General features: G+C 71.9%; 18 protein-coding genes. 9 read left to right on the forward strand and 9 right to left on the reverse strand.

Features of this window, described 5'->3' with window-relative positions; all coding sequences use genetic code 11:
• Positions 1-32 precede the first annotated feature (32 nt).
• From lanKC to QT196_RS03675, 3 genes are all read right to left on the reverse strand, one after another.
• Positions 33-2,633: a class III lanthionine synthetase LanKC gene (gene lanKC / locus QT196_RS03665; protein ID WP_168477488.1), complete on the reverse strand. Its 2,601-nt coding sequence runs from the start codon at positions 2,631-2,633 to the stop codon at positions 33-35.
• Positions 2,634-2,782: 149 nt separating this feature from the next.
• Positions 2,783-3,895 (reverse strand): CapA family protein, encoded by a 1,113-nt coding sequence (locus QT196_RS03670; protein ID WP_290354323.1) that lies wholly within the window; start codon positions 3,893-3,895, stop codon positions 2,783-2,785.
• Between the two features lie 183 nt (positions 3,896-4,078).
• The gene (locus tag QT196_RS03675) at positions 4,079-5,020 is read right to left on the reverse strand and encodes an EamA family transporter (RefSeq protein ID WP_290356602.1); all 942 of its coding nucleotides are present in this window, start codon (positions 5,018-5,020) and stop codon (positions 4,079-4,081) included.
• A 157-nt stretch (positions 5,021-5,177) separates the two neighbouring features.
• On the opposite strand from QT196_RS03675, the gene QT196_RS03680 reads away from it, so the two are divergent.
• Positions 5,178-6,041 (forward strand): LysR family transcriptional regulator, encoded by an 864-nt coding sequence (locus tag QT196_RS03680; RefSeq protein WP_266734977.1) that lies wholly within the window; start codon positions 5,178-5,180, stop codon positions 6,039-6,041.
• Between the two features lie 57 nt (positions 6,042-6,098).
• Entirely contained in the window at positions 6,099-6,935 is an 837-nt protein-coding gene (locus tag QT196_RS03685; protein WP_290354324.1) for a (2Fe-2S)-binding protein, read from the forward strand.
• A gap of 62 nt (positions 6,936-6,997) precedes the next feature.
• Here QT196_RS03685 and QT196_RS03690 read toward each other — a convergent pair whose 3' ends face one another.
• Positions 6,998-7,828 (reverse strand): class I SAM-dependent methyltransferase, encoded by an 831-nt coding sequence (locus QT196_RS03690; protein ID WP_266734975.1) that lies wholly within the window; start codon positions 7,826-7,828, stop codon positions 6,998-7,000.
• Positions 7,829-7,899: 71 nt separating this feature from the next.
• On the opposite strand from QT196_RS03690, the gene QT196_RS03695 reads away from it, so the two are divergent.
• Positions 7,900-8,508, forward strand: coding sequence for a TetR/AcrR family transcriptional regulator (locus QT196_RS03695; RefSeq protein ID WP_168477496.1), 609 nt, complete (start codon positions 7,900-7,902; stop codon positions 8,506-8,508).
• A 54-nt stretch (positions 8,509-8,562) separates the two neighbouring features.
• Positions 8,563-10,191 (forward strand): ISAzo13 family transposase, encoded by a 1,629-nt coding sequence (locus QT196_RS03700; RefSeq protein WP_168476530.1) that lies wholly within the window; start codon positions 8,563-8,565, stop codon positions 10,189-10,191.
• Positions 10,192-10,321: 130 nt separating this feature from the next.
• On the opposite strand, the gene QT196_RS03705 is transcribed toward QT196_RS03700, so the two are convergent.
• From QT196_RS03705 to QT196_RS03715, 3 genes are all read right to left on the reverse strand, one after another.
• Positions 10,322-10,750: a VOC family protein gene (locus QT196_RS03705; protein ID WP_168477498.1), complete on the reverse strand. Its 429-nt coding sequence runs from the start codon at positions 10,748-10,750 to the stop codon at positions 10,322-10,324.
• 79 nt (positions 10,751-10,829) lie between these two features.
• On the reverse strand, positions 10,830-12,800 hold the full coding sequence (locus QT196_RS03710; protein WP_168477500.1) for an APC family permease: 1,971 nt from the start codon (positions 12,798-12,800) through the stop codon (positions 10,830-10,832).
• A gap of 89 nt (positions 12,801-12,889) precedes the next feature.
• The gene (locus QT196_RS03715; RefSeq protein ID WP_290354325.1) at positions 12,890-13,726 is read right to left on the reverse strand and encodes a GNAT family N-acetyltransferase; all 837 of its coding nucleotides are present in this window, start codon (positions 13,724-13,726) and stop codon (positions 12,890-12,892) included.
• A gap of 354 nt (positions 13,727-14,080) precedes the next feature.
• Here QT196_RS03715 and QT196_RS03720 point away from each other — a divergent pair, with 354 nt between their 5' ends.
• The 3 genes from QT196_RS03720 to QT196_RS03730 all read left to right on the forward strand — a co-directional run bounded on the left by QT196_RS03720 (position 14,081) and on the right by QT196_RS03730 (position 18,692).
• Positions 14,081-16,264 carry a SpoIIE family protein phosphatase gene (locus tag QT196_RS03720; protein WP_168477504.1) on the forward strand — a complete coding sequence of 728 codons (2,184 nt, stop codon included), beginning with the start codon at positions 14,081-14,083 and terminating at the stop codon, positions 16,262-16,264.
• Between the two features lie 117 nt (positions 16,265-16,381).
• Positions 16,382-17,563: an aminotransferase class I/II-fold pyridoxal phosphate-dependent enzyme gene (locus tag QT196_RS03725; protein ID WP_290354326.1), complete on the forward strand. Its 1,182-nt coding sequence runs from the start codon at positions 16,382-16,384 to the stop codon at positions 17,561-17,563.
• A gap of 265 nt (positions 17,564-17,828) precedes the next feature.
• A complete protein-coding gene (locus QT196_RS03730; protein WP_168477508.1) occupies positions 17,829-18,692 on the forward strand; it encodes an IclR family transcriptional regulator in 864 nt (287 codons plus the stop codon).
• On the opposite strand, the gene QT196_RS03735 is transcribed toward QT196_RS03730, so the two are convergent.
• Positions 18,689-19,546: a fumarylacetoacetate hydrolase family protein gene (locus tag QT196_RS03735; protein ID WP_266734963.1), complete on the reverse strand. Its 858-nt coding sequence runs from the start codon at positions 19,544-19,546 to the stop codon at positions 18,689-18,691. The two genes, QT196_RS03730 and QT196_RS03735, sit on opposite strands and share 4 nt — an antisense overlap.
• Positions 19,547-20,004: 458 nt before the next feature.
• On the opposite strand from QT196_RS03735, the gene QT196_RS03740 reads away from it, so the two are divergent.
• Together QT196_RS03740 and QT196_RS03745 are read left to right on the forward strand one after the other, a co-directional pair.
• Positions 20,005-21,279, forward strand: coding sequence for a VWA domain-containing protein (locus QT196_RS03740; RefSeq protein WP_290354327.1), 1,275 nt, complete (start codon positions 20,005-20,007; stop codon positions 21,277-21,279).
• Positions 21,279-22,106, forward strand: a complete 828-nt coding sequence (locus QT196_RS03745; RefSeq protein ID WP_168477511.1) for a hypothetical protein — start codon at positions 21,279-21,281, stop codon at positions 22,104-22,106. Before QT196_RS03740 ends, QT196_RS03745 begins: the two co-directional genes overlap by 1 nt.
• A gap of 166 nt (positions 22,107-22,272) precedes the next feature.
• On the opposite strand, the gene QT196_RS03750 is transcribed toward QT196_RS03745, so the two are convergent.
• The gene (locus QT196_RS03750) at positions 22,273-23,607 is read right to left on the reverse strand and encodes a DUF5685 family protein (protein ID WP_290354328.1); all 1,335 of its coding nucleotides are present in this window, start codon (positions 23,605-23,607) and stop codon (positions 22,273-22,275) included.
• Positions 23,608-23,778 lie beyond the last annotated feature (171 nt).

The following is a 23,778-nucleotide window of genomic DNA, read 5'->3' on the forward strand; positions in this document are numbered from 1 at the left end:
TGTTTCTCGATCGGCCCCGGACGGGGCCGGCTTCAGGGCCGCCTGGGCGGCGGGAGGAAGGGCAGGTGCACGGGGGTGTCGTGCAGCGCGCTGCCCAGTGCGAGCAGGCATCCGGCGGTGCCGGTGCTCAGGTCCATGGAGAGCCGCATCATCTGCTCCCCGGCGAACGCCAGTTGGCCTTGGTAGGGCACGGCGCCCCAGGCCAGGGAGCCGATCTGGCGGCGGAGGTCGGCGGCATGGGTGCCGGGGCCGCCGGCCGTGGTGCGGGCGAGGTGCAGCACCATGCCCGCCGCGCCGCGGAACAGGCCGGGCTGGGCATAGAACTTGGCCTGGGCGGCCTGCACGATCTCGCTCCGCGCCCGGGCGAACTCGTCGTCCGGGCGATGGGCGAGGAAGTCGTCGAGCACCATGCCGATGCCGACGCTGCCGGCGCCGAGGTACGGCATGGTCCGCCAGCCCTCGTTGACCTGGAGGGCGCCCCCGGCGCCGCGGACGCAGCGGGACAGGTCCCGGCGCAGGGCGTCGGCGGCCAGATCGAGCAGCGCGGGGTCGTCCGTGCGCTCGTACAGGCGCAGGAAGAGCAGGGCCGCTCCGCTGTCGCCGTGCAGCAGCCCGGCGCGGGGCGTCGCACCGGCCTCGGCGGGTGGCGCGGCGGTCCGGAGCTTGTCGGCGACGAGCTGGGCGCAGTGCAAGGCCCGCTCGCCGAGGGCGGTTTCGCCGGTAGACCCGGCCAGGGAGTCGAGGGCGAGGCCGAGGCCCGCCAGGCCGCTGTGCAGATCGGGGGCGATGTCCTGCCAGCGCTGCGTGGCGACGGTGTCGATGAGGTCCAGGGCCCGGTCCCGGTGGCCGAGCCGGTCCAGGACCCAGGCGACGCCGGAGAGGCCGTCGTAGAAGCCGAGCGGGCTGCCGGACGCGGGGGACTTCGTCCTCCGCAGCAGCCACTCCTCCGCCTCCGGGCAGCGGTCCGCGCCGGTCTCCGCCAGGGCGTACAGCACTCCGGCCGCCCCGTAGGCGAAGCAGGTGCCCCCGCCCGTGGTGGAGAACTGGGCGATGTCGCCGGGGAAGTAGCGGTCCTCCCGGTCGGGGGTCGCCGAGGCGAGCACGGCCCGGACCATGGAGTCACGGCTGTGCGGCCAGTCGTCGAGGGCCACGGGGAGGTAGTCCGCTCCCCCGGTCGGGCCCGAGCGGACGGGGGCGTGCGCGGGCCGGTACCCCCGCAGGATCTCCGCCACCGCTTCGTCGAGATAGTCGCGGGGCACCGGGAACTGTGCGGCGGCGATCTCCGCGAGGTGCGCCGCCTTGTTGCGGTCCACCGCGAAGAGGCTGGTGAGCGGGAGGAACAGCGCAAGTCGCAGACAGGCCAGGGCGTAGCGGTCGACATCGAAGCCCCGGCGGTCCGCGGGGGCGACGAACCCCGGGTTGGCGATCACCTGGCGGCTGGACTCGTCGTCGACGGACGCGGCCTCGAAGTCCAGGAGCACCACGGAGGATTCGTCCTCGGACATCATGATGTTGAAGAGGTGCAGATCGTTGAAGACCACACCACGGGAGTGGACCGCCTTGACCGCGTCGGCCACCAGGCCGTGGACGCGCATGGCCCACTCGGTGTACTCCGCGAGCCGCTCGGGGCTCGGATCGGCCTCGATCAGCGGGTGACGGTGCGCGAAGAAGCTGTTCAGCGGCCGGCCTTCGATGAACTCCAGCACCAGGAAGGTGTGCTCGCCGAGCGTGAACCAGTCGTGCACCTCGGGGGCACAGCCGAGTCCGGAGAGTCTTTTCAGCGCGTCCCGCTCCCGCTCCAGCCGGGCCACGGCGTCCGCTTCATCGGCGGCCAGTCCGGCGTACGGCCGTGCCTCCTTCAGCACCACTCGCTGGTCGGTCCGCAGGTCCCGGCCGACGTAGACACCACCGCCGTTGGAGAAGTGCAGCGCCTGCTCGATCTTGTACGGGAGGTCGGTGACGGTGGTGGCGGAACGGGCGGTCAGATGCGGCTGGAGGAACTCCGGGAGGGTGACCCACTCGGGGACCCGGAACGCGGGCTCGCGGCGGTCGGGGACCAGCTGCCCCTGGCCGTCCTCGATGGCGGGGCGGAGTTCGCCCTTGTCGTCGTAGCAGTGCCGTTCGGTGAAGCTGCCGTAGCGCACATACACCGGACCGGCGCCCCAGCGCAGATCGCTGAGGATGTACGGTCCCGGCTCGCCGGCGAGCAGCTCGTTCAGCTCCTCGGCGATGCGGCCGCACTGCTCCTCATCGGCGGGGTAGACCGTGAGGAACTTTCCGCTGGCGCCGCGGTCGGCGTATTTGGCGTTGCGGATGTGCAGCAGGTACCGGGTCGGCATGCACTTGAAGGCGATCGAGCGCGGGACGCAGTAGTCCCAGACCTTGGCCAGCACGCGTTCGGCGTTGTCCAGGCAGGCCGAGACATGGATCTTCCAGCCCTGGCTGGGGAGTTCGCGGTCCAGCGGGCGGAACGCCAGCCAGTCGCCGGAGCGGTGACGCTGCCAGCCCTCCGGCAGCTCCCGGCTCAGCGTCGCGTACTGAGCGCCGCGCCCGGTGCTGCTCGCGGGCAGCCGGTGGGGAGCGTCGTAGAACTGTCGGTCGGCGTCGCAGAAGACCGCGTAACCCTTGTTCATCGCATTCCCCTCGGCTGGTGACGGGGATGACGCTGTCATGGCGCGGGGACCGCAAACAGTCATGACTGTCACGAAGAACCCATGCGAAATGCACGTTTGCTGCGAATTTGCTGAGAAGTGAAGGGGCGGCCGGGAACACCGCCCTTCCCCTAGGCCGGACGGAGGGTGAGCGTGCCCTCCGGCTCGTCGGCGGCGCAGGGCCGGAAGCCGGAGCTGATCCGGTCGAGGAGCCCTTGCAGCCACCGGGAGTCCTGGCGCGAGGCGTGCCGCAGCCGCATGCGCCGGGCCTGTAGGGGGACGATCCGCACGTCGTGGAGCCGGTCGGTGTCCGGGGCCAGCGTGACGAGGAAGAGCAGCCGCAGGTCGTCCCGGTACTCCTCGTAGCCGGTGATGCCCTCGTAGTCATCGATGAAGTCGCCGCACCCGTGGATCACGAGCTTTCCGCGATATGTCTCCAGGGCGCGGGGGTGGTGCGAGGAGTGGCCGTGGACGAGATCCACACCGCCCTCCAGGAGCGCACGGGCGAAGGCGCTCTCGCTACGGGTCACGTGGTAGCCCCAGTTGGGTCCCCAGTGGACGGAGGCGACCGCGAGGTCCCCCGGCCGCTTCACCTGCCGTACCCGCCCGATGATCTCGCCCGCGGCGGCCGGTGAGGGCCGGGCCACGAAGTCGACCCCGGAGCGGCCCCCGGCTGCCGCCCAGGCCCGCGGGATACCGCTGGACGGCATCCCGAAGGAGAAGACCAGGATCCGGCGGCCGTCCGCGACGGGGACGATCGCCGGGCGCTGCGCGGCGTCGGGATCCGCTCCCGCTCCCGCCGTCCGCAGGCCCGCGCCCGCGAGCGCGCCGAGGGTGTCCGTCAGTCCCTGGCGGCCGAAGTCCAGGACGTGGTTGTTCGCCAGTACGCAGACGTCGGGACGGGCGGCGGCCAGACAGGGCACGTTCGCCGGGTTCATCCGGTAGTGAATTTCCTTCTCGGGTGCAAATCCGGCGTACCGCGTGACGCTGGTTTCCAGATTGAGCACCCGGGCGGCGGGCGCCGCGTCGTCGAGCACCTCCAGCGCGTCCCCCCATGGCCAGGCGAAGCCGGCCGGACACGGAACGGGACCGTTTCTCGCCGCCGCCAGCTCCACATAGGCGCGGGCGTCCCGCAGGTACGCCTCCCTCAGCGCCGGGTCTCCGGGGTGCGGCAGGATCTGGTCGACCCCGCGGCCGAGCATGACATCACCGCAGAGGAACAGTGTGAGCAAGTCACCGCCCATTCCCCCAGGTTAGAACCGGCCGGCCGAGGTTTCGCGGCGGGCGGGTGGACGAGGTTCGTGGCGGGCGGGGCGGCCGCCCCGCGCCACGGCGTCCCGGAGCCGGGAACCCGGCCTCTCCCCCGGCCCCGGCCTCGTCCCCCTCCCCCTGAGCTGCGCCGATCCCGACGTACACGGTGCCGCGGCTCAGCAGGCATCACACCGCGCCGGCGCCCCGGCCTGCGGACCGTCGTGCGGTGTGGTGGTGTCCGCCGCGGGGGCCTGGGGCATCGTCGGCACCGGGAGCGCGGTGCCCCCGCGCGCCACGGGCGCCGACACCGGACGGCGACCGGCGGCCAGGATGCTGACGGCGTTGGCCACCACGATCGCGGAAACGGCCAGCCACTCGATTCCGCGCAGGGTCTGGTCCAGGACGACCAGGCCGACCAGTGACGCCAGGACGGGGTTGACGCTCATGAAGATCCCGAAGAACCGCGCGGGAACCCGGCGCAGGGCCAGCAGGTCGGCCAGGAACGGCACCGCCGAGGAGAGGACGCCCGCGACGGCCGCGTATCCCAGGACGCGCAGGCTCGGCGGGTGGTGGGCGAGCACGGTGATCCCGAGGGGGAGGTAGAGCAGGGCGGAGACACCGGCGGCCGCTGCCGACCCTTCGACGCCGGGCAGACGGGCGCCGACGAGGCGGTTGAGCAGGATGTAGGACGCCCAGCACACGGCGGCGACCAGCCCGAACGCGATGCCCGCGTAGTCGGTGCTCGGCTCGGGGCTGGTCAGAATGGCGACCGCCGCCCCCGCGACGAGGGCGCACAGCAGGTCCACCAGCCGGCGGGAGGCGGCCAGGGCCACGGCCAGCGGGCCGAGGAACTCCAGGGTCACCGCCAGGCCCAGGCCGATGCGGTCGATGGCGGTGTAGAGGGTCAGATTCATCGTGGCGAACACCATCGCCAGGCACAGCACCGGCCACCACTGCCGCCAGGTGAACGAACGCAGCCTCGGCCGGCCCACCGCCAGGAGGACGAGCCCGGCCACCCACTGCCGCACGGCCACCACCCCGGCCGGTCCGATCGCCGGAAAGGCCAGCGCTCCCGTCGCGGCGCCGGTCTGGTTGGCGAGTCCGCTGCCGCACATCATCGCCACGCCCGCCAGTCCGCCCGAGCGCGCCGCCGGTCCCCCACGGACGGCTTCCGGATGCGGCAGGCCCTGCGTGCTTCGTCTCATACCCGGCAGCCTCCGCCCACCGGCATCGATACCTAAAATGCATCCTCGTACGTATCAATACGCTCTGGTTATGGATCTGAGGATGGAACTGCGACATCTGCGCTGCCTGGTGGCGATCGTCGATGCCGGTGGCTTCACCGACGCCGCCATCGATCTCGGGATCTCGCAGGCGGCGGTGTCCCGGACGCTCGGTTCGCTCGAAGACTTCCTGGGCGTACGGCTGTTGCACCGCACCAGCCGGAGCGTCATCCCCACCACCGCGGGCGTCCAGGTGCTGGCCCGCGCCCGGAAGGTGCTGGCCGAGGCCGACAACCTCATCCGCGAGGCCACCACCGGCCACACCCGGCTGCGTATCGGCCACGCCTGGTCGGCCATGGGCCGGCACACCGCCGAGTACCAGCGCCGCTGGGCGGCCCGCCACCCCGATATCGAGCTGCATCTGATCCGCACCAACTCCGCCACGGGTGGTCTGGCGGAGGGGCTGTGCGACCTCGCCGTGGTCCGTACGGCCTTCGACGACGCGCGCTTCGCCAGCGCCGTCGTCGGCCAGGAACGCCGCTACTGCGCGATGGCCGCCGACGACCCCTGGGCCACCCGCCGCGCCATCCCCCTGGCCGACGTCCGCACCCGCACCCTCCTTCTCGACCGTCGCACCGGCACCACCACAGCCGATCTGTGGCCCCCCGACGCGCGCCCGGTCGTCGAGTACACCCAGGACATCGACGACTGGCTCACGGCGATCGCCACCGGCCGCAGCGTCGGCATCACACCGGAGAGCACCGCCAACCAGTACCGGCGCGACGGCATCGTCTTCCGGCGCCTCCGGGACGCCACCCCCGTCGCGGTCCATCTCATCTGGCGACGCCATGACCCCCATCCGGCCACGCATGCCGCCGTCGCGCTACTCACCGACCTCTACCGGCAGCGAACGTGAACGGCCTCCCCTGAGGTGCCGCTGCCCGCCCCCTTCTCGACGAATCGGACCGCACCCATGACGGAACCCGCTGCCGCACCAACGCCACACCTCGCAGCACTCGGCCCCTTCTGCGCCTTCGAGACCCACCCCGAGGGCTCCGAACTCACCCCTCCCTGGCGGACGTTGAGCGAGCTGACGGAGGAGGGGAACGGCGCCCTGCGCGAACGGGTCGCCTCCGTGCGGGCCTCCCTCGCCGCCAACTACGGCAGCCCGCCCGAAGCCGTCGAGTCCCGGGTGGCCGCCTCGGTGGCCCATCTCGGCCTGATGGCCCGCGTCATCTCACCCGCCCTCGGCCTCGCCACTCTGCACGGCCTGCCGTCGCGGCCGCTCACCCTGGGCGACCTGCGGTGGAGGTCATCCCTCAGCGGCGCCTTCCCACTCTCACTGCCCCGAGAGGCGGTGACCCCGGCCGCGGCCGAGGACGTGCAGCACGGGTACGACCCCGGCAGCGACACCCGCCCGGTCAGCGCCCTCGCCGACGACCTGCTGACCGGACCGGTCCACGACCTGGTGGCCACCTTCGCCCCCTTCTCGGTCTCCCAGCACATCCTGTGGGGCAACGTGGCCTCAGCCGTGAACGGCGCCGCCACCGGCATCACCGCGGCGGCCCCCTCCCTGGCACACCCCGCCCACGCAACAGCCCTGACCTTCCTACAGCACCCCCGACTACGGAACACCCACACCCTGAACCCCCACAACGCCCGCTTCACCCGCCGAAGTTGCTGCCTCATCTACCGCGCCGCACCGGGCGGCACGGGCGCCGTGTGCGGCGATTGCGTGCTGTTGCGTGGGTCGGGCGGTGGCGGACGGGTCGGCGACGGGCGAGGCCGGCGCGGGCGGGGAGGGCGATGAGCGGGCGCCGGCGTCCGTGATCCGGCGACCCCGGGGGTGACAGGTCAGCGACCAACTCTCGCTCAGGCGGCGTCAGTTCGCCTCGCCGTGACCGCCACCGTCGCGTAACGCATCGTGAAACTGCCGCCCATCGCGTCGATGGCGGCGCCGACGGCCTCCAGCACCTCTGCCATCTGGTGCGACGGGAGTTGGGTGAAAGCGCCATGGGTGGGCAGCTGGTCCAGCCATGCGTCCCGGGTGTAGGTCCACTCCCAGTCGAATCGCCACTCCTCCGGTTCGCTGAAGCCGCCCGCCGCCCTGATCCCGTCGGCCACCCGGGTGCACACCACCTGATATCCGTCCCGGGTCTGCTGCGTCACCGCCTGGAGGTTGAACGGCGAGTCCGGCAGCACCCGTCGGCAGACCGCGGCGGAGGCGTCCGCCACCTCGGGCGGGAGCTGGAATACGTTCCAGAACGCCGCCAGTCGGCCACCAGGACGCAGCACCTGGCCCGCCTTGGCCGCCCCCGCCACCGCGTCCAGCCAGTGCCAGGTCTGCCCGGCGATGACCGCGTCGAACGCCCGCCCGGCCGGGTCCCAGCTCTCGAATGCCGCCACCTCCACCTCGACCCCGCTGCGCCGCGCCAGGTCAGCCATCCGTGCGTCGATGTCGACGCCGAGCACCCGGCAGCCGGCCGCCTGGAATTGGCGGGCGGCGATGCCGGTACCGCACCCGACGTCGAGGACCTCGGGGCCTGGGCCGGCGGCGACGATCCGGCGCACCATGGCGTCGGGATAGCGGGGCCGGGCCCGGTCATAGCGTGCGGCGTCCGCACCGAACGATGCCGCTGCCTGACAGGGCAGTTGGGGCTCGCGCGCGGAGCGAGGGGCAGGCTCCGGAGGTAAAGTGGGCATGCGCCCACTATGGTGGGCACCTGCCCACTCGTCAACGGGTCGGGTCCGGCGAGGAAAGAGAAAGGCGCAGTATGCCGACAGGGGTGGCCATGCGCGACGCGCGCGGGCAGCTGTTCGACGCCGCGGAGCGCATTCTGCTCCGGGCCGGGCCGAACGCCCTGACCAGCCGCGCGGTCACCACGGAGGCGGGGTGCGCCAAGGGGGTCCTGCACCGGCACTTCGCCGACTTCGACGCCTTCCTCGCCGAGCTCGTCCTGGACCGCATCGGCCGGATCGACCAACAGGCCGCCGCCCTGCGCGAGTCCGCCGGGACCGGCACCGTCGCCGACAACCTCACCGGCGCACTGCGGGACGTGTTCGGCTCGCTCGCCGTGGCCATCGTCGGCCTGATCACCTCCCGGGACGTCCTGCGCACCCGGCTGCGCCAGGTCAGGCCGACCGGCATCCCCGTACTGACGGAAGCCACGGCCATGCTGGCCTCCTACCTCTCCGCGGAGCGCGACCTGGGCCGCATCGCGGCGGATGCCGATGTCGACACGCTCGCGCTCACGCTGATCGGGTCCGGGCATCTGCTGTTCGCCGGCCGGGACGGCAGCCCGCCGGGGACGGAGGCCGTCCACAAAGTCGTGACGACGGTCATCGCGGGCGCCGCACCGGGGCACCAGGCGCGGCGCCCCTAAGGGCCTGCCGGTCATCAAGGTGTTGCTTTCGAGGTTGGTGCTCGTTGATGGCGTATGCGCATCCCGGACGAGACTCGTGATCAACTTGCCGTGAAGTTCGCGGTGTTGTTCCCGCATCTGGACGAGCGACAGCGGCGGTTGCTGGTGGCCGCAGAGGCCCGAAGCCTGGGCCATGGCGGCATCCGGGCCGTGGGCCGGGCGGCTGGAGTGAGCGAGACAACGATCCGCAGGGGTATGTCCGACCTGGAGGCGGGCGAATCCCTGGTGGGGCGGGTGCGGCGGCCGGGCGGCGGGCGCAAACGCGTCGCGGACCTCGATCCTGGACTGCGGATTGCTCTGTTGAGTCTGGTCGAGCCGGACGAGCGCGGGGATCCGATGTCGCCGTTGCGGTGGACAACCAAGTCGACCCGCATGCTGGCGGCCGAGCTGACCCGCCAGGGGCACCGGGTCGGCGCCGACACCGTCGCCGGCCTGCTACGGCAGGAGGGCTTCCGGCTGCAGGCCAATGCCAAGACGCTCGAGGGCAGTCAGCATGCCGACCGGGATACCCAGTTCCGGTATCTCAACGAGCAGGCACGCGGTCACCGGGATGCCGGCCAGCCGGTGATCAGCGTGGACACGAAGAAGAAGGAGCTGGTCGGTGACTTCCGCAATCCGGGCCGTTCGTGGCGGCCGACGGGCGATCCGGTGCTGGTGCGAGTGCATGACTTCGCCGATCCGCAGCTGGGCAAGGCCATCCCCTATGGCATCTACGACCTGGCGGCCGACACCGGCTGGGTGAACGTCGGCACTGACCATGACACCGCCGCGTTCGCGGTGGAGTCGATCCGCCGCTGGTGGCATGACCAGGGTCGGGCCGCTTATCCGCAGGCTTCCCGGTTGCTGATCACCGCCGATGCGGGCGGCTCCAACGGCTATCGCACCCGGGCCTGGAAACTGCACCTCGCCCGCCTGGCCGCTGAGACCGGCCTGGCCATCACGGTCTGTCACCTGCCGCCGGGCACATCGAAGTGGAACAAGATCGAGCACCGGCTCTTCTCGCACATCACCATGAACTGGCGCGGCCGCCCGCTGACCAGCCACGAAGTCATCCTCGAATCAATCGCCGCGACCACCACCCGCGCCGGACTACGCGTGAAGGCCCAGCTGGACACCAATACCTATCCCACCGGTATTGGGGTCGGCGACGCGGAGATGGCGGCCTTGCCGCTGACCCGGCACAACTTCCACGGCGACTGGAACTATGCCGTGCATCCCCGGCCGACCCCGGCTATCCCAGCAGCGCGGAACGGTCAGCCACCGACGCCTCAGTGGAAGCCGGCACTGCTGTCCGATCCCGCGCTAACCGGCCTGGCCCCACACCAGCTCCAGCACCTCATCGAAACCCTGGCTGCGGAAGGAGACACCCACCGCGGACGCCCACCCCGCCTCACCTTCGCCGACCAGGTCGTGGCCACCGTGCTCCATCTACGCGTCAACCTGGCCGCGGAACCCCTCGCCGTGCTCTTCAACAGCAGCCGGACTGCCATGCACCGCACCCTGCTGAAGATCAAGAAGTTACTCGAAGCACACGGCATCAACGTCCCGCCGGCCACCACCCCACCCGCCGCACTCGCAACCCTCCAAGCCCAGGTCATCGCCCTCGACAGCGCCCCCAACAGCAAGATCAAGACGACGTGTTAATGATCGGCAGGCCCTAAGGGTTGTCCCGTAACGGCTGATCTCGGTGGCGTGATCTTGCCGTGCCTGGTCTGATCATGGCGTCGGAGCCATCCTGGACAGCCCCGTTCATCGGGCTGAGCCCGCCATATGCTCAGTCGATACAGAACTCGTTGCCCTCGATGTCCAGCATCGGGATGCACGAATCATCGCCGTCATACAGCGTTTGCACGTGTACCGCGCCGAGCGGGACCAGTCGGGCGCGTTCGGCCTCTAGTACGGCGAGGCGTTCTTCACCGACGAGTCCGGTGCCGACCCGTACATCAAGATGCACCCGGTTCTTGGCGGCCTTCCCTTCGGGGACGCGCTGGAAGTACAGTCGCGGGCCCACGCCTGAGGGATCCATGCAGGCGAACCATGAATCCCGCTGCTCAGGTGGCTGCGCACGCTTGAAGTCATCCCAAGTGTCAAACCCCTTTGGTGGCGGCGGTACGACGTATCCCAACACCTCGCACCAGAAACGAGCGAGACGCTCCGGTTCCGCGCAGTCAAAGGTGACTTGGAACTTCTTGATCGCTGACATCCGCGCACCGTACCAAGGGACTTGAGACTCTGCCGCTCAATTCCCCAGAGGCAGCGCAGAGGGCGGAATTCCGGTCCGCTCAGCCCACGTGGACGCGGGGGCGGCGGTCGCGGTTCGGTTCGGCCTCGCGGAGGACTTCGCGGGTGACGGGGGCGACTTCGCCCTGGCCGAAGAGGAAGAAACGGAGGAACTGGGCGAAGGGATTTCCTTCGGTCCATTCGAAGTAGATGTGCGGCCGCTGTCCGGTCAGGTCGCGGGCGTGCAGCAGCAGGGCGGCCAGCGCGTTGGAGATGGTGGAACTCTCCAGGCAAAGCACGCGGTAGCGGCCGTGCAGGACCTCGCCGCGTACCCGTAGTTCGCTCTCGAACTCCGAGGGGTCGCCGACGGTGACCTCGACGAAAATGAAGTCGTCGTCGACCGGGAGGTCGTTGTCGGTGCGGATCTGTTCGAGCTTGTCGCGGTATTCGGCCAGATCCCGCTGGTCGGGCTCGTTCGCGATGAAGCGGATCTTGCGGTGGGCGATATCGCGGATGAACCGCTCGGCCATGGTGTCGAGCACGACGCTGGTCACGCGCAGCTCGAAGGCGCGGGCGAGGCGGGAGAGGAACGACACCAGGATGATGCCGGCGATGAAGCAGGCACCGATCTTGACGCCGTCGGGGCGCTCGAAGACGTTCGCCACGGTGGTGTAGAGGAACACCACGGAGATCACGGCGAAGCCGATCGTCCAGCCGCGTTCCCGGGCCCGCCGGGCGGCGATGGTCACGGCGATCGCGGCGGAGCTGATCAGGACCAGGACGCCGGTGGCGTAGGCACCGCCCTGGGCGTCCACGTCGGCGTTGAAGATCCAGGTGACCAGGAAGGCGACCAGGGTGAAGACCAGCACCATCGGGCGGACCGCGCGGGCCCAGTGGGGCGCCATGCCGTAGCGCGGCAGGTACTGCGGCATCAGGTTCAGCAGGCCGGCCATGGCCGAGGCGCCGGCGAACCAGAGGATGGCGATGGTGGAGATGTCGTAGACCGTGCCGAAGGCCGAACCCAGGTACTCGTGGGCCAGATAGGCGAGGGCGCGGCCGTTGGCCGAGCCGCCGGGCTGGAACGCCGGCTCCGGGATGAGCACGGTGGTGATGAAGCTGGTGACGATGAGGAAGACGCTCATGATCACGGCGGAGGTGGTGAGGAGTTTCTTCGCGCCGCGGATCCGTCCGGTGGGGCGTTCCTCGGTGTCACCGGGGTCGCCTTCGATGTGCGGCATCACCGCCACGCCGGTTTCGAAGCCGGACAGGCCCAGCGCCAGCTTCGGGAAGACCAGCAGGGCCACGCCGACCATCGCCAGCGGGCTGCCGTGCTCGGCGGTCAGGGCATGGGACCAGTCGGTGACCAGCTGCGACGCGGTCGCCACGTGCCACAGCCCGGCGACGACCACGACCACGTTCAGCGTGAGGTAGAGCCCCACAAGGACGACCGCGACCCCGATCGCCTCCAGGAAGCCCTTGAGGAACACCGCGCCGAGCAGCGCGATCAGGAGGAGGGTGATGGTCATCTGGCCGTTGCGCAGGGCGCTGGTGAGGTGCGGGTTCTCCACGAGGTGGGTCGCCGCGTCGGCCGCCGAGAGGGTGATGGTGATCAGGAAGTCGGTGGCGGCGAAGCCCAGCAGGGTCAGCACGAACAGCTTGCCCTTCCAAAAGGACAGCAAGCGCTCCAGCATGGCGATCGAGCCCTGGCCGTGCGGGCTCTCCTTCGCCACTCGCCGGTAGACCGGCAGCGCCCCGGCGAGCGTCACGAGGACCAGGACGATGGTGGCGATCGGTGACAGCAGGCCCGCGGCCAGGGCGGCGATGCCCGGCTGGTAGCCGAGGGTGGAGAAGTAGTCGACACCGGTCAGGCACATCACCCGCCACCAGCGCTGCCCCGGGTGGGAACTCACCGGCCCGGCGTGCGCCCCTTTCTGATGCTTGGCCATATCGGACAGGCCTTCCAGCATCCAGGCGTGCAGGCGCTGCCGCGCCGTGGCCCGGGAGGAAGCACCGGCAGGGACGGAGGCGGCCATCGTGTGCTCCTGTCGTACCGCGAAAGCATCCCGCCGTCGACGAGACGGCCAGGTCAGCGTACGGAGTCCGGGCCCCGCGACCGCGGTGTTCAGCGTTGTGGCGTCGGCGTGTCTCCGAGGGCCGCAGTGGAGGCCGGGAGGCCGGGGTAGCCGGACGTGCCACCGCCATCGCGCCGCGCCGGTTTGCCGGTGAGGTAGTGCACATACTCATGTGCCAGGCGGAAGCCGGCGGTCCAGGCGAGGAGCCGGCTGGGGCGGTTGTCGCGGGAACAGGTCCAGCTGGGGGTGTGCCCGCGGCCCGCGATGTCCTGGCAGAGGGAGGTCACACAGGCCAGGGCGAGGCGCCGGCGGCGGTGTGCGGGCGCGGTGTAGCAGGCGATGTCCTCGTACGCGGTGCCGAGGAAGTACGTGCAGGCGACGGCGAGGATCTCGTCCGTCCCGAAGGCCGCCCAGCCGAGTCCGGAGGCGGCGAGTCCGGCCGGGCCGCCCCAGCTGGCATGGAGCCAGGCCATGTCCGGCGCGAGGGCGGCCAGCGCCGGGCGGTCCGCCGGCACCAGCCGGCGCACCGTCACCCCGTGCGGTGGGCGCGGCGCCGCCACCGGCACCTGGTGCACGTACAGCATCCGCTCCCACGGCACGATCCGGTCGAAGGTGCTGCCCAGGGCCGGCAGGAAGCGGCTGGGGGCCTGCACGTAGTGCGCGTCGAAGGCGGCGAGGGCATCCGGTGCCAGGGCGCTCGGATCGCCGCGGAGCAGCACATGTCCGGCGCAGGCGACGGCCAGCGTGCGGGGCGCGTGGGCGCGGTCGGCCCACCAGCGGCCGGTTCCGGAGGCCGGCACGTGTTCGGCCAGCGCCGCCGCCCCCGGCGCCCCGGCGGCGAACCAGCGGGCGAGCGGCGGGAGTTGGTCCGGGGCGAGTTCGATCACTGCGGTCCCTTGAGGTGATCGCGGGACGGCCCGGCCCGTGCGGAACCGGGGCCACCCGCTCGGCGCCTGAGGCACATCGACCGCCCGGACGATACGGGAGGAATGCCGGAAGTCGGGCGCGATCCGCTTCGGCGGTCGTCGTGTCGCCGGGGCGCGGAGTCCCCACCGGGCCGTGTCACCGCGACGCCAGTCGCCCCGCCCCCTCTCGCCAACCCACTGCGCACCCCGTGACCGGCCACATCCCCTCCGCGACCGTTCCCGGCGCGGCCTGGACTCCGTCGAGTGGTGTGCCAGAGTGGAGGAGGACGTATCGGTACGGACCGGGTACCGGTGCGTGCAGGGAGAGTGCCTGTCATGTCCCTTCAGTCGGATCGCCTCGACGCGGTCGCCGCACATCCCAGGTCCCCGCCTCGGCGGAGCGAGGAGTACGAGGACCTCTTCGATCAGGCTCCGGTGATCTTTGCTGCGCTGAGCGGCCCGACCCATCTGCTGGAGGCGGCGAATCCGGCGTTCTTCGAGGCCTTCGGCGGCGACCGCGGACGGAGCGATGTACCGATCGGCGAGCTGATCCCCGAGCTGGCTCCGCAGGGCGTGCTGGACCGGCTCGACGCGGTGTACCGGACCGGCACCGCGTACCGGGCCCGTGCGGGGCGGCTGGTGCTCGGGCCGCCAGGGGCGGAGCGGGAGGGGTTCTTCGACTTCACCTACGAGCCCCGCCGGGACGCGCTCGGCCAGATCGACGGAGTGGTCGTGATCGCGGTGGAGACCACCGCCTCCCACCACGCCCAGCTCCTCGCGGCCGAGCAGCGCCTCCTGCTGGAGCAGATCGCGAGCGACGCCCCACTGGGCGAGATCCTCACCGGCATGGCGCGCGCGATCGAGGAGCTGTCCCCGGAACTGATCGTCTCGGTGCTGCTCACCGATCCCGACGGCACCCATCTGCTGCACGGCACCGGCCCGAGCCTGCCCGCCTTCTACAACGACGCCATCGACGGCATCGCCGTCGGTCCGGATGTCGGCTCCTGCGGGACGGCCGCCTATCTCCGCGAGCCGGTGATCGTCACCGATATCGCCACCGACCGCCGGTGGAGGGACTACCGCGAGCTGGCCGCGCGGGCCGATGTCGCGGCGTGCTGGTCGACCCCGATCATGGGGACGGACGACCGGCTGCTGGGCACCTTCGCGATGTATCACCGCGCCCCCAAGGCTCCCGCGGACAAGGACGTGGCCCTCAGCGGCGCGTTCGCCCGTATTGCCGCGCTGGCCATCGAGCGCCATCAGGCCCTGGAGGCGGGGCGGGCCGCCCAGGAGCGGGAGAAGGCGGTCCGGGACGACCTGGCCTTCGTGCTGGAGGCCAGTACGGCCATCACCCGTGAGCCGCACTATGGCGACTGTCTGCAATGCCTGGCCCGGCTGACCGTGCCGGCCCTGGCGCCGCTGTGCACGGTCCATGTGCTGGAGGACGGCCGGACCCGGCGGATCGCCGTGGCCGCCGCCGCCCCGGCCGACGAGGAGCTGCTCGCCGCCCCCGGCATGCAGGACGAGGTCGAACGGGCGGTGCGCCGGGTCCTGGCGTCCGGCACGACGGAGACGGACCAGGCCGATGGCGCACGCGGCGGCCGCCCCGCGCCGCCCGGCGTCACCGATTACGTGTCCGTGCCGCTGGGCGCCCGCGGCCGCACCTTCGGGGTCCTGACCCTCCTGGCCACCGGCCCGCCCCTGGACGGCCATGCCATTGTCCTCGCGGAGGAGCTGGCCCGCCGGGCCGCCTCCAGCGCCGACAACGCCCACCAGTTCACCGACCGCGTCCGGCTGGCCCGCGACCTACAGGCCGGTCTGCTGCCTCCCGAGCTGCCCAGGATTCCCGGCGCCGATCTGGCGGCGTCCTACCACCCCGCCGGTGAAGGGCTCGATGTCGGCGGCGACTTCTACGATGTCTTCCCGCTCCCCGACCACCGCTGGGCGCTGATGATCGGCGATGTGTGCGGGCGCGGCGCCCTGGCCGCCACCACCACCGGCATGGTCCGCCACACGGCCCGCGCCGCCGCGCGGCTGCTGCACGACCCGGTGGCCGTGGTCGCCGCCATCAACGACGCACTGACCGAAGGCCCCGTCGACGAGGACTTCTTCGTCTCGCTCGTCTACGGCGAGCTGCGGCACACCGCCTCGCACCTCACGCTGGACCTGATCCGCGCCGGCCATGTCCCCCCACTCGTCCTGCGCGCCGACGGCACGGTCGAACAGGTCACCCAGTCGGGCCTGCTGCTGGGTGTGGCCCCCGCCTTCGACGGTGGCGCGTGCCGGGTCGACCTCTTCCCGGGCGACAGCCTGGTCCTGGTCACCGACGGCATCACCGAGGCCCGCTCCGCCGCCGGGGAGTTCTTCGACGAGCACCGCCTGGCCGCGGCGCTCCATCCGCGGCGCACCGCGTCCGGCGGCGCCGCCGGTCTCATCGAGTCCGTCAATACCGCGGTGACCGCCTTCGCGGGCCCGTCCACCCCCGACGACCAGGCCGCTCTGGTCCTCACCGCCACCTGACCGCTCCGGCACACCCGGCACCGACCGATGAGCACGCAACGCCGTCCGGCGCACACGGGATCGCCCGATGCGCCCGCGCCTCTGCCCTTCTCCGGGGAAGCTGCCTATTTTGGCTTCATGGACAGCGCGCCGCGTGACACCCCCGACGATGACCGCAATCCGCTGCACCGGCTCTCCCTCGACGCACTGCGCCGGCGTACGAGCATGAAGTGGCGCACCTACCCGGAGGATGTGCTGCCGCTGTGGGTGGCGGAGATGGATGTACCGCTGGCCGCGCCGGTCGCCCGGGCCATCACGGACGCGGTCGCGCTCGGCGACACCGGCTATCCGGCGGGGAACGCGTACGCCGGGGCGCTCGCCGACTTCGCCCGCACCCGGTGGGGCTGGGACGGGGTCACCGTGGAGCGCACCGCGATCGTGCCGGACGTGATGCTGGGCATTGTCGAGATGCTCAAGCTGATCACCGGGCCGGGCGCCCCCGTGGTCGTCAACTGCCCTGTCTATCCGCCGTTCTACCAGTTCGTGACGCATATGGACCGGCGCGTGGTGGAGGCGCCGCTGGGCGATGATCTGCGGATCGACTTCGCCGCGCTGGAGGAGGCGTTCCGGCATGCCACTACGGGCGGCGGGCGGGCCGCGTACCTGTTGTGCAGCCCGCACAATCCCACCGGCACCGTGCACAGCACCGAGGAGCTGACCGCCATCGCGGCGCTGGCGGACCGGTACGGCATCCGGGTCGTCGCCGACGAGATCCACGCACCCGTGGTGGCACACGACACCGCCTTCGTGCCCTATCTGAGCGTGCCCGGGGCGGAGAACGGGCTTGCGCTGATGTCGGCCTCGAAGGCGTGGAATCTGGCCGGTCTCAAGGCCGCGGTCGCCGTCGCCGGGCCCGCCGCGGCCGACGATCTGGCCCGCCTCCCGGAGGAGGTCAGCCACGGGCCCAGCCACGTCGGCATCATCGCCCACACCGCCGCCCTGCGGGACGGCCGCGAGTGGCTCGACGCGGTGCGCGCCGGGATCGACGACAACCGCCGGCTGCTCGCGGAGCTGCTGGCCGACCGGCTCCCCCAGATCCGCTACCGCCCCGCCGCCGGGACCTATCTCGCCTGGCTCGACTGCCGCCCGCTGGATCTCGGTGACGACCCCGCGGCGGCCTTCCTCGCCCGCGGCCGGGTGGCCCTCAGTCCCGGTGCGAACTTCGGCACCGGCGGCGCCGGCCACCTCCGGCTCAACCTGGCGACCTCACCCGGTGTGCTCACCGAGGCGGTACGGCGGATGGCCGCGGCGGTGGACTGACGACGGAGCGGGGGCCGCCCGGTCCGCTCGGCCCCCGCGCGTGGTGGCCGGCGAGCGCGCGGCCCCGTCCGTCCCCCGCGCCCCCGCTGTCACACCTTGCGGGATTCCCATTCATTAGGACATGATCTCGTTCATTGCGGGGATCCGGGGCGCGGCGACGGCTTCGCGGCACGCGCAAGTCCCCGTGACAGCGCCGGAATCGGGTCGGTAGGGTCACCCGACCAGTCGGATCCGAAGCGCGTTACCGGAAGGGCCGAGGACGACGATGAGCGAGTCAGTGGCGCCGGGCACCGGCCGGAACTCCGGAGGCGGGAGTCCGGGCGAGCGGGCCGCGGGCGCGCTGGACCGGGGGCTGGCGATCCTGACCCATGTGGCGGGGAACCGCGGTGTCTCGACTCCGGAGATCGCGCAGGCGCTGGGGCTGACCCGGAGTACGGCGTACCGTCTCGTCGACCGCCTGGAGGAGCAGGGCTGGCTGACCCACACCCCGGCCGCGGGGCAATGGCAGTTGGGGCCGACGGCGGTCCGGCTGGCGTCCGCGGCGGTGACCTCGACCAATCTGCGCGATACCGCGGCGCCCGCGCTGCGCAAGCTCGCCGAGCTCACCCAGGAAACCGTCAGCCTCGGCGTGCCCAACGGCCTGACCATGGTGTTCGTCCACCGCGAGCGCGGCACCCGGCCGGCCGTGGTGACCGCCGAGCCGGGCGCCTCCCGCCCTCTGCACTCCAGCTCGCTGGGCCGCGCCTATCTGGCCGCGCTGCCGCGGCAGAAGCTGGAGGACACCCTGATCGAGCTGGTCCGCGATCCGATGTCGCCGGTGTCCGCGGCCACCGTCTCGGAGGTGCATGCCGAGGTCGAGCGCACCCGGGAGCGCGGCTGGTCCCAGGATCTGCGGGACTTCGACGAGTCGAGCTGCTGCTGCGGCGCCGCCGTCTACGACCACACCGGGATGCCGGTGGCCTGTATCAGCGTGGCCGGTGTGGCCGAACGTATGGCGCCGCTGGTGCCGACCTACGGGCCGGTGGTGGCGCAGGTGTGCCGGGAACTCTCGTCGGCGCTGGGCTACTTGCCGCCCGAGAAGCAGGGCGCCTCCGCAGCGTCCCGCCCTGAGGTGAACGACCCTCTCTAAGGCACGGCGACGCACTCCCCGGCACCATCGGGCACGGTACTGCGCACCGGGTTGGTCAGCCGCCCGATTCCCTCCACCTCCGACTCCAGCAGATCGCCTGGCCGCAGGGCACGCGGCGGGCGCATGTAGTCGCCGCTGCCCGCCGGGGTTCCGGTCAGCACGACATCGCCGGGCCGCAGGGTGAAGAACCGGCTGAGGTAGGCGATCAGCGCCGGGACGCCGAAGACCATGTCGGCCGTCGAACCGTCCTGCACCGTCTCGCCGTTGACCCGGGTGCGGATCCGGAGCCGCTGCGGGTCCGGTATCTCGTCGGCCGTGACCAGCACCGGCCCGAAGGGGCAGAAGGTGTCCAGGCCCTTGCCCCGCAGCCACTGTCCGTCGCGCTCCTGTAGGTCGCGGGCGGAGATGTCGTTGGCGACGGTGTAGCCGAAGACGTACCGCAGCGCGTCCGCCTCGGCGACCTGCCGGGCCTCGGTGCCGATGATGACGGCCAACTCCGTTTCCCAGTCGACGCGTTGGGTGAGTTCCGGGTCGATGACGACCGCCTCGCCGCTGCCGATGACGCTGGAGGAGAGCTTGGGGAAGAGGCAGGGCTCGACGGGGCGTTCCCTGCCCCGCTCCTGGAGGGCGTCCCGGTAGTTCAGCCCGACTCCGTACAGCGCTCCCGGCCGGTACGGCAGGGTCGGCACGAGGTCGGCCCCGGTGGGCAGTTGGCCCCACGACCACGGCAGGGTGCCGCCGGCGATGACCTCCGCCAGGGAGATATAGGGCGGTGCGAGCCGCCAGGGGTCCTGCGGCGCCAGCCGGCCGGCGAGCCGGTCGCGCCCCTGATGGATGAGGGTGGCCAGATACATGGGGCTCTCCAGGGCGGTACGGCACCCCGTCGCGGGTGGTGCGGCGGGGCGCTCGGCAGAGGTGGCGGCAGCGTTCGGAGTGGGGCAGCGCCCCGTACGCGCCTATGAAGCCGGGCACCGTGCGTTCGGATGAGCGGGATCCGCATCTCGGTCCCGTCCCCGGGCGGTCCGTGACATGATTTACTCCTCAACAACAAGGCATGTCCCATTAATTGGGACTCGACACCATCCAGTGAGACGCAGTGAGCCGACCGTACGGGAGACCAGCCGTCGGCCGCAACGGCCGGATCTCCTGGAAATTCGGGGAAGGCGCGGCGGTCGGACGACGCCGCTGCGGAGGGCGGGCGGAGGCCCGGGACCGTTCGGCATCGCCGGGGGCCAGGGTCGTCACCGGCCGTTCCGCGCGGCGCCCTTGAGGCCGTTTTGGAGTGCGGGGCGTTTCTCCATACGATCCGGCAATGATCACAAGAAAACGGCTGGCGGCCGGGGTGTGCGGCCTGCTCGCCGCGATAGCCGTCGGGCTGCTCCCCACACCTGCCGTCGCCGGTGAACCGGCGGCGAAGTCCTCCCCCAAGGTCGAGTTGACGCTCGATGTCAGCGGCTCGATGCGGGCCCGGGACATCGACGGGCAGAGCCGGATGGCCGCTGCGAAGCAGGCGTTCAACGAGGTGCTGGACGCCGTGCCGGACGATGTCCAGCTCGGCATCCGTACCCTCGGCGCCAACTACCGCGGCGAGGACCGGAAGGTCGGCTGCAAGGACACCCGGCAGCTCTACCCGGTCGGCCCCCTCGACCGGACCGAGGCGAAGACCGCGGTGGCCACCCTCGCGCCCACCGGCTGGACGCCCATCGGACCCGCGCTGCTGGGCGCGGCCGACGACCTCAAGGGCGGCGACGCGAGCCGCCGGATCGTCCTCATCACGGACGGCGAGGACACCTGCGCCCCGCTCGACCCCTGCCAGGTGGCACGGGACATCGCCGCCAAGGGCATCCACCTCACCGTCGACACCCTCGGCCTGCTGCCGGACGCCAAGACCCGCAACCAGCTGAGCTGCATCGCGGAGGCGACCGGCGGTACCTACACCTCGGTGCAGCACACCAAGGAACTCCGCGACCGCGTACACCAGTTGGTGGACCGCGCCGCCCGCCCCGTCGCCACCCCCAAGCCGACCGAGGGTGCCCAGCAGTGCGCCGACGCCCCGGAGCTCAAGGCCGGTCTCTACAGCGACCGTGAGAAGTTCGCCGAGCACCGCTGGTACCGGGTGGCGGTCCGGCCCGGCCAGGAACTGCGGGCCTCGGTGAGCATCGGCGCCGACCGCGCGGTCAACAACGACTACGGGGTCCTGCTGCGCGCGTCGACCGTGCACGGCCGGGAGATCGTCCGCGGTGCGGAGGCCAGCGACGGCCGTACGGATGTGATCTCTTCCGGGCTGCGCTACCCCAAGCCGCAGCTCACGTCCTCGGACGATGCGGACAAGCCGGCGACGGAGACCGTCTGCCTCCAGGTCAGCAACTCCTTCTCGGCGCCCGCCTCGGTCAAGACCGACCCGGGCCTGCCGGTCGAGCTGACCGTCGACCTGGTGGACGGCCCCGACGACGCCTCCGACGCGGCCTTCTTCGGCCTCGGCCACGGCTGGTGGTACCTGATCGCCCTGGTGCTCACGGGCCTGGCGGCCGGTCTGCTGTGGGGCTGGATCTCCCGTTGGCGTGTCACCGTCTGGAGGACCAACTGATGCGCACCCTACGCACCCTGATGACGGCCGTGGTGGCGAGCGCGGGGCTCCTCGGCCTGACGGGCACCGCCGTCGCCGACAGCCCCTCCCCCAGCGCGAGCGCGAGCGCCGACGCGGAGGCAGCCGCTCCCACCGAGGCCGGCACCTCCTTCCGTACGGCGACCGCCATCAAGCCGGACCAGCGGGCCACGGCCAGCGCCTCCACCGGCGACTACCTCTACTGGGTGCTGCCCGTGGACGCGGGACAGCGCGCCACCGTGAAGGCCAAGGTGACGCTCCCGCAGGCCGCCCGGCACGGCGCCGCCACCTGGCAGCTCGATGTCTACGACGGGCTGCGCCGCCGCCAGTCCTGTATGTACGGCGCGCAGACCAGGAAGGCGGCACCGGACGCCGGTTCCGCCGAACTGTCCTGCACCCTGCGCACGGTCCGCGCCTGGGCGGAACCGTGGGCGAACGACCCGCTGCCGGGCAGCTACTACGTCCGGCTGACGGTCGTCGACCTGCCGAAGGACGACCTCGGTCTGCCGGTACGCGCCGAGATCGACGCCACCACGGCCGACATGGGCGGTGCCCACGCGGTGGACGGCAGCCTCGCCGCGCCCCTGGTGCCCGGTGCCGCCACCGCGACACCAGAGGCCGAGGAGAGCAGCGCACCCGGGGCCGCCGCGGCCCTCGGTGAGCCGGACGGCGGCTGGTCCTCGGGCTGGTGGTCCGACCGCTGGATCTGGACCGCGGTGGGCGGGGTGCTCGCGGCCCTCGCCGGTATCGCCGGCTACCGCTTCACCCGGGGCTCCGGCCGCCCGTCCCACCTGCCGCCGGGCGCCTGACCGAACGGGGCGGCCAGGGCACCGTGCCGTGGCCGCCCCGCACCGGTTTTCTCCGGATGCGGGGAGCCGGTGGCGGCCGGTGAGGCCCCGCCAGCACTCAGCGGCCGCTTGCCGGTGAGTCGCCCTCAGCGCTCAACAGCCGCGGCCGGTGAGTCGTCCTCAGCGCTCAGCAGTTGCAGCAGCTGAGGCATTCACAGCAGCCGAGGCACTCGCACCCGCAGCCGCTGCAGTCGCAGTTCTGGCAGCACCCCTCGCGCTTCTTGCGCGACCACGGCCCCTCGAACTCCTCCGCACAGCAGAGCTGACAGGTGCAGCACAGCCCGATGGCGACCGCGCAGCCGGCGAAGAACCCACGGGGCTTCTTCGGCTGCTGCGGGAACTTCGACGTCCCACCGCCGCCACCGCCACCGCCCGAGCCGCCGCCGTCGCCACCGCCCGGACCACCGGGAGGCATCTGGCCACCGTGGTAAGGGTTCTGTGGCCCGTTCAGATGCGGCCCGCCCTGGGCGTACGGGTTACCGGCCGACGGCTGCCCGTATTGCGGGGGCTGCCCGTACGGGGCGGGCTGACCGGGGCCGTTCCCGTACGGGTTGCCGCCCTGGCCGCCGTACGGGCCCGGCGCGCCGTGTCCCTGATGGGAGCAGGCGGCGGTGCCGAAGGCCCGGTCCACCGACCGGCGCAGCTCGTGCACCAACAGCACATGCACCAGGGTGGAGTCGGCGAACTCCACCTCGCGCAGGGCGAGACGGATACCGTGCAGGGCGTCGTCACACAGTCGGCGGGCCTGCGCCATGGTGGCGCCGGTGGCGGTGAGCGGGTTCCAGGCGCCCTCGGCGGCGTCCGCGGTGCGGTCCTCCACGGCGTCGAGGAGATGCGCCAGCCGGCCGAAGAACCGGCCGGCCTCGGCCAGGGGTGCGGCATTGCCAGGGCGGCCCGCCAGTACGGCGGTGTGGGCGAAGGCCGCGGCGGTCGCCGTCTCGGTCGGTTCGGTGATGACCGTCAACGGCGTGCCGGGACCGGCCAGTTCCTCGATGCCCACCTGCCGGTCGACCGCGTCGACCAGCACCGCCGTGTCAAAGCCGAGAGCGGCGCCGGTGCGCGCCCCGGCCCGGTCCCAGCCCGCGGCGACCTTGCGCGCAGCGGCGGCCACCGGCCGGCGGCGCAACAGGCCGTTCCGGTCGGCGACATGGTCACGTATCTTCGCCGAGGCCAGCACCAGGGACACCGAGGCCGCCAGCCGTGCGCCCTCGCCCTTCGCCACCGACGCGGTCCGCATCCCCCGCAGCGGGCAGGGTCCGGCGGTACGGCGGCCGGCCTCCGCCGGGCCCGACTGAGCGTCCGTCAACGCCGAGACGATCAGCCCGTCGTAGTTGGTGACGACCCGGGCGAACTGCCCGTGATCGCCGCGCAGCGCGAGACAGAGGCCGCACAGATGGGCCATCCACTCCGCTTTGAGCCCTTGGGACAGGCGATGGGTGCAAGGCCTGACGATTCCGAACATATGGAAACCCCGTAAGAAGTCGGCATGGGCCGGTCCGAGAAGAGCGCGACCGGCAGCGCCGAAAAAGCGTATCGAGTGCGCCGCTGACCTGGACACTTGACCCTGATGCGGGGTTGGGGTGCGGCTGACGCCCCGTCATCACGGACGGATCGGCCCGCCTCTACGGACAGG

Origin of the sequence: Streptomyces sp. P9-2B-2, assembly GCF_030406865.1 — a bacterium.
GTDB classification, from domain to species: domain Bacteria; phylum Actinomycetota; class Actinomycetes; order Streptomycetales; family Streptomycetaceae; genus Streptomyces; species Streptomyces platensis.